This is a genomic window from Pseudomonas sp. IT-347P (genome assembly GCF_949768005.1).
In the GTDB taxonomy this organism is placed as follows: Bacteria; Pseudomonadota; Gammaproteobacteria; order Pseudomonadales; family Pseudomonadaceae; genus Aquipseudomonas.
On sequence record NZ_CATKPQ010000033.1, the window covers coordinates 658,740 to 671,174 of the forward strand.

At 60.2% G+C, this 12,435-nt stretch carries 11 protein-coding genes; 8 read left to right on the top strand and 3 right to left on the bottom strand.

The features are described from left to right. Positions 1–81: 81 nt before the first annotated feature. The 3 genes from ACM6IV_RS15805 to ACM6IV_RS15815 all read right to left on the bottom strand — a co-directional run bounded on the left by ACM6IV_RS15805 (position 82) and on the right by ACM6IV_RS15815 (position 3,732). A complete protein-coding gene (locus ACM6IV_RS15805; protein WP_414870694.1) occupies positions 82–1,983 on the bottom strand; it encodes a PhoX family protein in 1,902 nt (633 codons plus the stop codon). A 70-nt stretch (positions 1,984–2,053) separates the two neighbouring features. Then, positions 2,054–2,818 carry a TOBE domain-containing protein gene (locus ACM6IV_RS15810; RefSeq protein WP_414870695.1) on the bottom strand — a complete coding sequence of 255 codons (765 nt, stop codon included), beginning with the start codon at positions 2,816–2,818 and terminating at the stop codon, positions 2,054–2,056. A 179-nt stretch (positions 2,819–2,997) separates the two neighbouring features. Next, entirely contained in the window at positions 2,998–3,732 is a 735-nt protein-coding gene (locus ACM6IV_RS15815; RefSeq protein WP_414870696.1) for a double zinc ribbon domain-containing protein, read from the bottom strand. A gap of 91 nt (positions 3,733–3,823) precedes the next feature. On the opposite strand from ACM6IV_RS15815, the gene bioB reads away from it, so the two are divergent. The 8 genes from bioB to ACM6IV_RS15855 all read left to right on the top strand — a co-directional run bounded on the left by bioB (position 3,824) and on the right by ACM6IV_RS15855 (position 12,373). Next, positions 3,824–4,879, top strand: a complete 1,056-nt coding sequence (gene bioB / locus ACM6IV_RS15820) for a biotin synthase BioB (RefSeq protein WP_160059674.1) — start codon at positions 3,824–3,826, stop codon at positions 4,877–4,879. A gap of 148 nt (positions 4,880–5,027) precedes the next feature. Further along, positions 5,028–6,206 carry an 8-amino-7-oxononanoate synthase gene (gene bioF / locus ACM6IV_RS15825; protein ID WP_414870697.1) on the top strand — a complete coding sequence of 393 codons (1,179 nt, stop codon included), beginning with the start codon at positions 5,028–5,030 and terminating at the stop codon, positions 6,204–6,206. Beyond that, positions 6,199–6,930, top strand: coding sequence for an alpha/beta fold hydrolase (locus ACM6IV_RS15830; protein WP_414870698.1), 732 nt, complete (start codon positions 6,199–6,201; stop codon positions 6,928–6,930). The genes bioF and ACM6IV_RS15830 overlap by 8 nt, the downstream gene beginning before the upstream one ends. Continuing rightward, on the top strand, positions 6,923–7,732 hold the full coding sequence (gene bioC, locus ACM6IV_RS15835; RefSeq protein WP_414870699.1) for a malonyl-ACP O-methyltransferase BioC: 810 nt from the start codon (positions 6,923–6,925) through the stop codon (positions 7,730–7,732). The genes ACM6IV_RS15830 and bioC overlap by 8 nt, the downstream gene beginning before the upstream one ends. Then, entirely contained in the window at positions 7,729–8,409 is a 681-nt protein-coding gene (bioD, locus tag ACM6IV_RS15840; RefSeq protein ID WP_414870700.1) for a dethiobiotin synthase, read from the top strand. The genes bioC and bioD overlap by 4 nt, the downstream gene beginning before the upstream one ends. Before the next feature lie 107 nt (positions 8,410–8,516). Next, entirely contained in the window at positions 8,517–8,813 is a 297-nt protein-coding gene (locus tag ACM6IV_RS15845; protein WP_016983171.1) for a hypothetical protein, read from the top strand. Between the two features lie 274 nt (positions 8,814–9,087). Further along, positions 9,088–10,893, top strand: coding sequence for a phenylacyl-CoA dehydrogenase (locus tag ACM6IV_RS15850; RefSeq protein WP_414870701.1), 1,806 nt, complete (start codon positions 9,088–9,090; stop codon positions 10,891–10,893). A gap of 190 nt (positions 10,894–11,083) precedes the next feature. After that, entirely contained in the window at positions 11,084–12,373 is a 1,290-nt protein-coding gene (locus tag ACM6IV_RS15855) for a GGDEF domain-containing protein (RefSeq protein WP_414870702.1), read from the top strand. Positions 12,374–12,435 lie beyond the last annotated feature (62 nt).

A 12,435-nucleotide genomic window follows, 5' to 3' on the forward strand; every position in this document is an offset into this window, starting at 1 on the left:
TGATGCTATCGCGAGCAGGCTCACTCCTACATTTGGAGTGCGATCCCCTGTGGGAGCGAGCTTGCTCGCGAAGGCGGTGTATCAGGCGCCGACGATCCCGCCATCCTCACGGGTAATCGCCATCACCGAAGACCGCGGCTTGCCATTCGGCAAATGCTCAGGGAAGGTCGAACCACCGTTTTCCCCCGGATGCTGAATCCCGACAAACAGAGTCTTCTGATCCGGCGAGAAGCTGATCCCGGTCACCTCACAACCAACCGGCCCGACCATAAAGCGACGAATTTCACCGGTCTTGGGATCGGCGCAAAGCATCTGGTTGTTGCCCATCCCGGCAAAGTCGCCGGCGTTGCTCGAATCACCATCGGTGAGAATCCACAAACGCCCGGCCTTGTCGAAGCCCAAACCATCCGGGCTGTTGAACATGTTCTGCGGGGTGATGTTCTTTGAGCCGCCCTTCGGCGTCCCGGCATGTACGCCCGGGTTACCGGCAACTACAAACAGATCCCAGGCAAACGTCTTCGAGGCGTGATCGTCGCGGTCGGTGCGCCAGCGCAGAATCTGTCCGTAGACGTTTTTCTCGCGCGGGTTTGGTCCGCCCACCGGCTGACCGTCTTCGCCGCGCTTGGCGTTGTTGGTCAGGGTGCAATAGACCTGGCCGTCCTTCGGGCTGACGACGATCCATTCCGGACGGTCCATGCGCGTTGCACCGACCACGCTGGCGGCGAGGCGTGCGTGGATCAGCACTTCGGCCTGATCGGCGAAACCGCTGCTGGCGTCGATGCCGTTCTTGCCGTGGGTCAGCTCGATCCACTGGCCCTGGCCTTTCGGGTGATCGGGATCGCCATCACCGGCGTCGAACCTGGCCACGTACAAGGTGCCGTGATCGAGGATGTCGCGGTTGGCCTTGGCGTTGCGGTGGTTGATGCGGTCGCGGCTGACGAATTTGTAGATGAACTCGCCACGCTCGTCGTCGCCCATGTACACCACGGCGCGACCGTCGTCGGTTTCGGCCAGTGCGGCGTTTTCATGCTTGAAGCGGCCCAGCGCCGTGCGTTTGACCGGGGTCGATTGCGGGTCGAACGGATCAATCTCGACCACCCAGCCGTGACGGTTGAGTTCGTTGGGGTTCTTGGCCATGTCGAAGCGCGGGTCGTACGGGTGCCAGTTGATCTCGCGGCTGGCGGCGGTGACGCCGTAGCGCTTCTGCGCCGGGTCGAACTGCTGCTGGGCATTGCTGCTGCCGAAGCAGTCGGTGAAGTTTTCTTCGCAGGTCAGATAAGTGCCCCACGGCGTTTTACCATTGGCGCAGTTCTGGAACGTGCCGAGGACCTTCTTGCCGTGTTTGTCGGCAGCTGTTTTCATCAGCTCGTGACCGGCCGCCGGGCCGCTGATGCGCAGCGGCGAGTTGCCGTGAATCCGGCGGTTGTAGCGCGAGCCCTGGACGAACTGCCACTGACCGTTCTTGCGCTGCACTTCAATCACCGACACGCCTTCGCAGGCCAGCGCCTTGCGCACATCTTCGGCCGATTGCGGCATGCCGCCGTGCGGGTAGAGATAGCGGTAGTTGGTGTATTCGTTGTTGATCGCCATCAACGCGCGGTTGCGGTCGTCGGGGAAGGCGAACAGGCTCATGCCGTCGTTGTTGTCGCCGAACTGCACTTCCTGGGCTGCGGCGGTGCCGTTGCCGCTCGGATCGAAGGCCGGGCCGTTCTTGTGCAGTGGCTGGCCCCAACTGATCAGCACCGAAGACTTGTAGCCTTTGGGCAGGCTGATCACGTCGGTGGTCGCCGCCGGAATACTCTCGAAACCGAGCAGACGGCTGTTGCCGGCGCTGACGCCGGTGGCCAGCGCACTGCGGCTCAACAGGCTGCCGCCGAGGAACATCGCCGCGCCGCACAGCGCACCGGCGCCGATGAAACCGCGACGGCTGAGGCCGACCATTTTTTCCAGGTCAGTGGATTGGTTTTCTTCTAATAGGCTCACATCAGGCTCCCTGCATGGTTTTGGCAGCCACCTTAATGAGCGTCGATGACGCTTTCGTTGCAGCGCCGGATTACAGCGGCGTGCCGATCAGCACATTGGACGGCGAGAACTGCACTTGCACCGGTTGTTCGACGCTCAGTCCGCGAGTGCGCAAGTCCAGCGGTTCCGCGAGGGCGCAGAGGGTATGGCCGTTGGGCAGGGTAATGCGTACTTCGCTCGGACCGTCCTCGGCATCAAGAATTGCGTCGATGATACCGTTGAGAAGATTGTGACCAGACGTTGCAGGCTGCTCGTTGCTCAGCAATTCCAGCCAGCCAGCCTTGATCAGTGCGACCACTTCGGTGCCGGCCTGCAGTTCCAGATGCTCGGTGCTGTCGTGGGTGATCTGCGCGTCCAGGCACAGCCCTTCGGCCAGTTCGAGACGGATCAGGTCATTGCGCCCCTGCGCTTTGATCGCCACGACTTTGCCGTGCAACTGATTGCGCGCGCTGGTTCTGAGCATCAAGCGGCCGAGCAGATCCAGATCGCTGGCGTCTTCCGCGGCCTCCAGCACCTGGGCCTGCAAGGCCTGCAGCTTTTGGTAAAGGCGCAAAACGCGCTCGCCCTCGCTGGAGAGTTTTGCGCCGCCACCGCCCTTGCCACCGATGGCGCGTTCAACCAGCGGTTTTTGTGCGAGGTTGTTCAGCTCATCGATAGCATCCCACGCTGCTTTGTAGCTCAGGCCTGCGCTTTTCGCGGCGCGGGTAATCGAACCCTGTTCGGCGATGTGTTGCAGCAGGGCGATGCGCTGCGGACGGCGGACGATGTGCTGGGACAGCAGGGAAGGCATGGACATGCGTGGATGCTTTTTTGTGGCGGTGAACGTGGAAGTTGGCCGCTAGCGACGCGAGAGTCAAGCCGAGATCTGTGTAGGAGTGAGCCTGCTCGCGATAGCGGTGGATCAGCCAGTATAGATGTTGGCATTGATGACGCTATCGCGAGCAGGCTCACTCCTAAAGAGGGATTGCGTTAGTTTCAGGTGCCGGGTTTCGGAGTGCGAGCCAGGCAATAGACATCGACCCGCGCAGCGCCAGCGTTCATCAGCAACCGGGCCAGTGCCTGTGCGGTCGCGCCAGTGGTCAGCACATCATCAACCAACGCCAAATGCCGGCCTCGTACCTGCGCATCCGGCATGATCTCGAAGGCATCGCGCAGATTATGTTTACGCGCCTTGGCATCAAGATCCTGCTGAGCACTGGTCTCCTTGATTCGGCGCAGAACCTGTTCCTCACAAGGCAGATCCAGCGATTGACTCAACCACCGCGCCAGCATCGCCGCCTGGTTGAATCCCCGTTGGCGCAAACGCTTACCAGCCAGCGGCACTGGCAACAACGCATCCGGCCTCGGCAATCCTTCATCGAAGCGATGTTGCAGGTATTGCCCGAGAACGTCGGCGAGCAGGTGGCCAAACGGCCATTTTGCGTTGTGTTTAAAACGCGTAATCAAACTGTCGACCGGAAAGCCATAGAGCCACGGCACCACCACCTGCTCGAAGGCCGGCGGCTCTAGCAGGCACTCGCCGCAGGTCATGCCGGCGGCGAGAAGTGGCAGGGCGCAGCTCTGGCAGTGGTCGCCAAGCCAAGGCAAATCGGTTTCGCAGGCCACACAGATTGGCATTTCCGCTTCTGCCGGTTCGTCGCAAAGCAGGCAGTGCTGTACATTATTTAAACAGATGTAAACCTGACCTTCGTATCGTGGTTGACAGCGCATCACTCTTCCTTAAATATGCCGAACATCCGTGTTACGCCTGTGGGTATTCCATTCCCGCAGCCGCCAGCCAAGCATAACCAAGGAACTACCCATGAGCGCGAGCACCACCGCCACCTTGCGTCACGACTGGTCTCTGGCCGAAGTCAAAGCACTCTTCGTACAGCCATTCAACGACTTGCTGTTCCAGGCGCAAACGGTGCATCGCGCACATTTCAACGCCAACCGCGTTCAGGTTTCGACCCTGCTGTCGATCAAGACCGGCGCCTGCCCGGAAGACTGCAAGTACTGCCCGCAGTCCGGTCACTACAACACCGGTCTTGAAAAAGAAAAACTGATGGAAGTGCAGAAAGTCCTCGAAGAGGCGGCACGCGCCAAGGCCATCGGTTCGACGCGGTTCTGCATGGGCGCGGCGTGGAAGCATCCATCGGCCAAAGACATGCCGTACGTGCTGAAAATGGTCGAAGGTGTGAAAGCCATGGGCCTGGAAACCTGTATGACCCTCGGTCGCCTCGATCAGGATCAGACCGAAGCGCTGGCCAAGGCCGGTCTTGATTATTACAACCACAACCTCGACACCTCGCCGGAGTTCTACGGCAGCATCATCACCACCCGCACCTACAGCGAGCGCCTGCAGACCCTGGCCTACGTGCGTGAATCGGGGATGAAGATCTGCTCCGGCGGCATCCTCGGCATGGGCGAGTCGCTGGATGACCGCGCCAATCTGCTGATTCAGTTGGCCAACCTGCCGGAGCATCCGGAGTCGGTGCCGATCAACATGCTGGTGAAAGTGGCCGGCACGCCGCTGGAAAACGCCGAAGACATCGATCCGTTCGACTTTATCCGCATGCTCGCCGTGGCCCGTATCCTCATGCCGCAATCCCATGTGCGCCTGTCCGCCGGCCGCGAAGCGATGAACGAGCAGATGCAGGCCCTGGCCTTCTTCGCCGGCGCCAACTCGATTTTCTATGGCGACAAACTGCTGACCACCGCTAACCCGCAGGCGGACAAGGACATGCAACTGTTCGCGCGTCTGGGTATCCAGCCCGAAGCCCGTGAAGAGCATTCCGACGAGGTGCACCAGGCCGCGATTGAGCAGGCATTGGTTGAGCAGAAGAGCAGCGAGCAGTTCTACAACGCCGCCGTCTAAAACCTCTGAAGGAATGCAAACCCCCTGTGGGAGCGGGCTTGCTCGCGAAAGCGTCAGTCCAGTCAACATCACTGTTGAATGTCAGACCGCCTTCGCGAGCAAGCCCGCTCCCACAGGGAATCTGTGTCACTTGAAAGTCGAGGCCTGCATGTCTTTCGATCTCGCCGCACGCCTTGCTGCCCGTCGTGCCGAAAACCTCTATCGCCAGCGTCCGCTGCTCGAGTCTCCGCAGGGGCCACAAGTGGTGGTCGACGGCAAACCGTTGCTTGCCTTCTGCAACAACGATTACCTCGGCCTGGCCAATCACCCGCAAGTGATCGAAGCCTGGCGCGCCGGCGCTGAGCGCTGGGGCGTTGGTGGCGGCGCCTCACATCTGGTGATCGGCCATAGCGGCCCGCATCACGCCCTTGAAGAAGCGTTGGCTGACCTTACCGGTCGCCCGCGTGCGCTGCTGTTTACCACCGGCTACATGGCCAACCTCGGTGCAGTCACGGCGCTGGTCGGGCAGGGCGACACGGTGCTGGAAGACCGGCTCAATCACGCCTCGCTGCTGGACGCGGGGCTGTTATCCGGCGCGCGTTTCAGTCGCTATTTACACAACGACGCCGACAGCCTGGGCAAGCGGCTGGAGAAAGCCACCGGCAACACGCTGGTGGTCACCGACGGTGTGTTCAGTATGGACGGCGACCTCGCTGACCTGCCGGCGCTGGCCCGTGAAGCCAAGGCCAAAGGCGCGTGGTTAATGGTTGATGACGCTCACGGCTTCGGTCCCCTGGGTGCGAACGGCGGCGGCATCGTCGAGCATTTCGGTCTGAGCCAGGAGGATGTCCCGGTACTGGTCGGCACCCTCGGCAAAGCGTTTGGCACGGCGGGGGCATTTGTCGCCGGCAGCGAAGAGCTGATCGAAAGCCTGATCCAGTTCGCCCGTCCGTACATCTACACCACCAGCCAGCCACCGGCGCTGGCCTGCGCGACCCTGAAAAGTCTCGAGTTGCTGCGCACTGAACGCTGGCGCCGGGAACATTTGCAAAGCCTGATTCGCCAGTTTCGCCAGGGCGCCGAGCAGATCGGTCTGGAACTGATGGACAGCTTCACGCCGATCCAGCCGATCATGATCGGCGATGCCGGGCACGCGGTGCGCCTGTCGCAGATGTTGCGCGAGCGCGGGCTGATGGTCACCGCCATCCGCCCACCTACCGTGCCTGCCGGCAGTGCCCGCTTGCGTGTAACCCTGACCGCTGCCCACAGCGAGGCGCAGGTGCAGCTATTGTTAGAAGGACTGGCCGATTGCTTTGCCCAACTGTCGTCGGAGCCAAGCCATGCGTAATCGCCTGATTCTGCTGCCCGGCTGGGGCCTCGGTGTGTCGCCGATGGAGCCTCTGGCCGCCGCATTGCAAGGCCTCGATGAACACCTGAAAGTCGACATCGAACCGTTGCCGGAACTGGATTCCAGCGACCTGCAGGACTGGCTCGACGAACTTGATGAAAGCATTCCTCAGGACGTCTGGCTCGGTGGCTGGTCGCTGGGCGGCATGCTTGCGTCCGAATTGGCGGCGCGCCGTGGCGAGCGTTGCTGCGGTTTGCTGACACTGGCGAGCAATCCTTGCTTCGTTGCCCATGAGCAGTGGCCGAACGCGATGCCGGGCGAGACCTTCGAGGCGTTTCTCGCCGGTTGCCAGGCTGATCCGCGCACAACCCTCAAACGCTTCTCGCTGCTCTGTGCTCAAGGTGCGCGGGACCCACGTGGATTGTCGCGTTTAATGCTGGGCGGCGCGCCGAATACCGCGCCGTCGGCGTTGATGGCGGGTCTGGAATTGCTTGCGCAACTGGACACCCGCGAAGCGCTGCAGGCATTTCGTGGCCCGCAATATCATTTGTTTGCCGGACAGGACGGTCTGGTCCCGGCGGAAGCGGCGGGGGCGTTGTTCGCTCTGTTGCCGGATATCGAAATAGGTCTGATCGAACAGGCCTGTCATGCGTTTCTTCTGGAAGACCCCCACGGACTGGCGGGTGCTATCCAGGCTTTTCTACACGAGTGCGGTGATGACTGATTTGTCTCTTGTGCTGCCTGGCGGCTTGCCTGACAAGCGTCAGGTCGCGGCCTCTTTCTCTCGTGCGGCGGCCAGTTACGACAGCGTCGCCGAGTTGCAACGTGATGTTGGTACACAGTTGCTTCAGCGCTTGCCGCAAAATTTTATGCCCGCACGTTGGCTGGATCTGGGCTGTGGCACCGGTTATTTCAGCCGGGCACTGGCCGCGCATTTTGCCGAGGGCCATGGTCTGGCGCTGGATATCGCTGAAGGCATGCTTGAGCATGCACGGCCATTGGGCGGTGCCGAGCATTTTATTGCTGGCGACGCGGAGCGGCTGCCGCTGCGGGATTCGACTTGCGACCTGATCTTCTCCAGCCTCGCGGTGCAGTGGTGTGCGGGTTTCGATGCGGTGCTCAGCGAAGCGTTTCGTGTGTTGAAACCCGGTGGGATCTTCGCGTTTGCTAGTCTTTGTGCAGGGACGCTGTTTGAGTTGCGTGACAGCTGGCGGCAGGTCGACGGGATGGTGCACGTCAATCGCTTCCGCGAGTTCGCCCGCTATGAGCAATTGTGCGCGGCCAGTGGTTTGCGCACATTGAGTCTGGAGAATCAGCCTCACGTGTTGCACTACCCGGATGTGCGCAGTCTGACCCATGAATTGAAAGCGTTGGGGGCGCACAATCTGAATCCGGGGCGCCCGGGCGGTTTGACCGGGCGCGCGCGGATTCTCGGGCTGGTCGAAGCTTACGAGCAGTTCCGTGAAGCGCCGGGATTGCCGGCGACTTATCAGGTGGTCTACGCCGTGTTGGAGAAACCCGTATGAGCGCAGCCTATTTCATCACCGGAACAGATACCGATGTCGGCAAGACTACGGTCGCCGCCGGATTGCTGCATGCGGCGCGGTCGGCGGGCTTGAGTACGGCGGCGGGCAAACCGGTGGCGTCCGGGTGCGAGGTGACGCCCAAGGGTTTGCGCAATTCCGATGCATTGGCGCTGTTGGCCGAATGTTCGCTGCCACTGACTTATCAACAGGTCAATCCGGTGGCGTTCGAGCCGGCGATCGCTCCGCATCTGGCGGCGCGTGAAGCGGGTGTGGCGTTGACCGTGCAATCGTTGCTGGCGCCGATGCGCGAGATTCTGGCGATGAATGCTGATTTCACCTTGATCGAAGGCGCGGGAGGCTGGCGCGTGCCGTTGGCGGATCAGGACAATCTGTCGGATCTGGCGATTGCGTTGAGGTTGCCGGTCATTCTGGTAGTGGGCGTGCGTCTGGGATGTATCAGTCATGCCTTGCTGACCGCCGAGGCGATTGCCCGTGATGGTCTGCAACTGGCCGGGTGGGTGGCGAATATCATCGATCCGAAGACTTCGCGGCTGGAGGAGAACCTGGCGACATTGGCTGAGCGGATTCCGGCGCCGTGCCTGGGGCGCGTGCCGAAACTCAAGAGCTTGAATGCCGAAGCGGTGGCCGATCATTTGCAACTGGATCTGCTCGACTAAGCTTTTCTCTATGGGCAGGCACTGTGCCATTAGTGTTTTTGACGGGTGTTTTTCTGACGCCTCTGGTTCAATGGCGCCATTGATCCTTCCCAGGGATGAGAACTGTTATGGAAATCTCCGGTAACACAGCTTTTTATGCAGGTCTGAGTTCGATTCAGAGCGGGCAGAACCGCGTCGATCAGGCCGCCAGCCAGATTGCCAACAACACCATTGAGCGCTCGGTCACCAGCCAGTCCTCGGAAGCGCAGGTTGATCGTCTGCGCGGCGTTGATCGCAGCCAGCAAATGGATCTGGGCAGTGACATGGTTCAAATGGCCCAAGGCAAATTCCAAGTAGAGCTGGGCGTGAAAGTTGCAAAAGCTTCCGACGAAGTGCTCGGTACCATCATCGATACATTCGCTTGATATTTCGCCAGCTGCATCCTGAACGCCGCGCTTTGTCGCGGCGTTTTTCGTTGTAAGTCCTTCTCCCTCAACTAATCTTTCTTTAGCCGCCGTGGCTCGGTCGAGCGCATGGCGCTTTGCTGTGTCCGGCGTTTAAAAGATGCGATGACGAACGGCAAAAGATCGACGCTTGACAAGATTTCGGCGTAAACGTATGTTTCAAACAACTGTTTGACCGTCACAACAAATCAACACGGTCGTTCATTCCCGGTTACATCAGCAGAGGTTTATCGCTATGCCTGACTACAAGGCCCCCTTGCGTGATATTCGCTTCGTTCGTGACGAACTGCTCGGCTACGAAGCGCACTATCAGAGCCTTCCGGCTTGCGCAGACGCAACTCCGGACATGGTTGACGCCATTCTCGAAGAAGGCGCCAAGTTTTGTGAGCAGGTACTGGCACCGCTGAACCGCGTGGGCGACCTCGAAGGGTGCACCTGGAGCGAGTCCGGCGTGAAAACCCCGACTGGCTTCAAAGAGGCTTACAAGCAATTCGTTGAAGGCGGCTGGCCAAGCCTGGCGCACGACGTTGAGCATGGTGGCCAGGGCCTGCCTGAGTCGCTGGGTCTGGCAGTGAGCGAAATGGTTGGCGAAGCCAACTGGTCGTGGGGCATGTACCCAGGCCTGTCGCATGGCGCGATGAACACCATCTCCGAGCACGGCACTCCTGAGCAGCAAGAAGCCTATCTGACCAAACTGGTTTCCGGCGAATGGACCGGCACCATGTGCCTGACCGAACCGCACTGCGGCACTGACTTGGGCATGCTGCGCACCAAAGCCGAACCTCAGGCTGATGGTTCCTACAAAGTTTCCGGCACCAAGATCTTCATCTCGGCCGGTGAGCACGACATGGCCGACAACATTGTCCACATCGTGCTGGCCCGCCTGCCGGATGCTCCAGCTGGCACCAAAGGCATCTCGCTGTTCATCGTTCCAAAGTTCCTGCCGAACGCAGATGGCACCGTTGGTGCTCGCAACGCGGTGAGCTGCGGTTCGCTGGAACACAAGATGGGCATCCACGGCAACGCCACTTGCGTGATGAACTTCGACGGCGCCACCGGTTACCTGATCGGCCCGGCGAACAAAGGCCTGAACTGCATGTTCACCTTTATGAACACCGCACGTCTGGGTACCGCGCTGCAAGGTCTGGCCCACGCCGAAATCGGTTTCCAGGGCGGCCTGAAGTACGCTCGCGATCGTCTGCAAATGCGCTCCCTGACTGGCCCGAAAGCGCCGGACAAAGCCGCTGACCCGATCATCGTCCACCCAGATGTACGTCGCATGCTGTTGACCATGAAGGCGTTCGCCGAAGGCAACCGTGCGATGGTGTACTTCACTGCCAAACAGGTCGACATCGTCAAATACGGCGTTGATGAAGAAGAGAAAAAGAAGGCTGACGCGCTGCTGGCATTCATGACCCCGATCGCTAAAGCGTTCATGACCGAAGTCGGTTTCGAATCCGCCAACCACGGCGTGCAGATCTACGGCGGCCACGGCTTCATCGCCGAGTGGGGCATGGAGCAGAACGTTCGCGACAGCCGCATTTCGATGTTGTACGAAGGCACTACCGGTATCCAGGCACTCGACCTGCTGGGCCGTAAAGTGCTGATGACGCAAGGCGAGGCCCTGAAAGGCTTCACCAAGATCGTCCACAAGTTCTGCCAGAACAACGAAGGCAACGAAGCCGTTGCAGAGTTCGTCGCACCGCTGGCCGCGATCAACAAGGAATGGGGCGAGCTGACCATGAAGGTCGGTATGGCCGCCATGAAAGATCGCGAAGAAGTCGGCGCGGCGTCCGTGGACTACCTGATGTACTCCGGTTATGCCTGCCTGGCTTACTTCTGGGCCGACATGGCGCGTGTCGCTGCCGAGAAACTGGCAGAAGGCAGCGGTGACGCGGCGTTCTACACTGCCAAGCTGCAAACCGCGCGCTTCTACTTCCAGCGCATCCTGCCGCGTACCCGTACCCACGTGGCCACCATGCTGTCGGGCGCCAACAACCTGATGGACATGAAAGAAGAAGACTTCGCGCTGGGCTACTAAGCCTTGACGTAGTCTCATGAAACCGCTGCTCCCGTTAGGGGGTAGCGGTTTTTTTATTGGTGAATCGCTCAGATAGTCGGGGTTCCGGCCGTTAAAGAGACTGCGTGTGATCTGGATCACATTGTTTGGGCTTGGCTGCTCTTTGCAGGCACAATGCTATCTCTTTGCCATGACGGGTCGGAGCTTACCCTTGCCGCGTTCTTCCGCTGTACGTTTCAGCCATTTTCTCCCTTCACTGCTGTTGTTACTTGCGGGGTTGGCGGCTGCGTATGTCAAAGACCTCAACGTGTTCTTCACCTCACTGTTCAACGTGTTGCCTACGCTGGTCCTGCTATTGGGCGGCGCGTATTGCGCGGTTTATCGACGTCAGCGCGAACTGTTTCTGATGCTCACGGTGTACATCGCCTACTTTCTGCTCGATACACAGACCGACTATTACCGCGACAACGGCAAGGTCCGCGAAGACGCTGCGGTAGTCTTCCATCTCGTCTGTTTATTGCTGCCGTTGTTGTTTGGTCTGTTTGCGGCGTGGCAGGAGCGCACGCATCTGTTCCAGGACATGGTTGCGCGCTTCGCCGTGTTGCTGGCCTTTGGCAGCGTGGCACTGGGCCTTGAGCAAAGTTATCCCCAGGCATTGCTGATCTGGCTCTCGGAGATTCGCTGGCCAGCGCTGCACGGTGCGTGGATGAGTCTGATCCAGCTCTCGTATCCGGTGTTTATCTCGGCGTTCCTGCTACTGGCCTGGCAGTACTGGCGCAATCCGCGTCCGCTGCATGCAGCGCAATTGGTTGGCTTGCTCGGTGTGTTCTGGATGCTGCCGAAAACCTTCATCCTGCCGTTTACCCTGAACATCATGTGCAGTCAGGTGATGTTGATGATCGCCGCCGCCGTTGCGCACGAGGCTTATCAAATGGCCTTCCGCGATGAACTCACCGGTCTGCCGGGCCGTCGCGCGCTCAACGAACGCATGCAGCGCCTCGGTCGCAACTATGTATTGGCGATGAGCGACGTCGATCACTTCAAGAAATTCAACGACACCCATGGCCACGATGTCGGTGACCAGGTGTTGCGCCTGGTCGCCAGCAAACTGTCGAAAATCAGCGGTGGCGGTAGGGCATATCGCTATGGCGGTGAAGAATTTGCTCTGGTGTTTGCAGGCAAGACCCTTGAAGAATGCATGCCACACCTGGAGGTGATCCGCGAATCGATTGCTTCCTACAACATCCAGTTGCGCAATCAGGAAAATCGTCCGCAGGATGATCAGCAAGGTCGGCAGCGCCGTGCCGGTGCCGGTGCTTCCAGCGTTTCGGTCACCGTCAGCATCGGCGTCGCCGAACGGATCGAGCAGCGCACCCCGGAAGAGGTGCTGAAGTCCGCTGACCAGGCGCTCTACAGCGCCAAGGGGGCGGGGCGTAACTGCGTGATGGCGTTTGGGCAAAACCGCCGTGGCGCGGTGCGTATGGACACAGCCGCAGGTTGAGTGATGACGGCGCATTCAGCGTCTGGACAGTGATTGTGGGGTGTGGTGGCCGGCAGTAGGTT

What these genes read in the sequence shown, in the direction of transcription:
- ACM6IV_RS15815 (WP_414870696.1), bottom strand. Translation starts at nt 3,732, where the DNA reads ATGCGCTGTCAACCACGATACGAAGGTCAGGTTTACATCTGTTTAAAT.
- bioD (WP_414870700.1), top strand. Translation starts at nt 7,729, where the DNA reads ATGAGCGCAGCCTATTTCATCACCGGAACAGATACCGATGTCGGCAAG.
- ACM6IV_RS15810 (WP_414870695.1), bottom strand. Translation starts at nt 2,818, where the DNA reads ATGTCCATGCCTTCCCTGCTGTCCCAGCACATCGTCCGCCGTCCGCAG.
- ACM6IV_RS15850 (WP_414870701.1), top strand. Translation starts at nt 9,088, where the DNA reads ATGCCTGACTACAAGGCCCCCTTGCGTGATATTCGCTTCGTTCGTGAC.
- bioB (WP_160059674.1), top strand. Translation starts at nt 3,824, where the DNA reads ATGAGCGCGAGCACCACCGCCACCTTGCGTCACGACTGGTCTCTGGCC.
- ACM6IV_RS15830 (WP_414870698.1), top strand. Translation starts at nt 6,199, where the DNA reads ATGCGTAATCGCCTGATTCTGCTGCCCGGCTGGGGCCTCGGTGTGTCG.
- bioC (WP_414870699.1), top strand. Translation starts at nt 6,923, where the DNA reads ATGACTGATTTGTCTCTTGTGCTGCCTGGCGGCTTGCCTGACAAGCGT.
- ACM6IV_RS15845 (WP_016983171.1), top strand. Translation starts at nt 8,517, where the DNA reads ATGGAAATCTCCGGTAACACAGCTTTTTATGCAGGTCTGAGTTCGATT.
- bioF (WP_414870697.1), top strand. Translation starts at nt 5,028, where the DNA reads ATGTCTTTCGATCTCGCCGCACGCCTTGCTGCCCGTCGTGCCGAAAAC.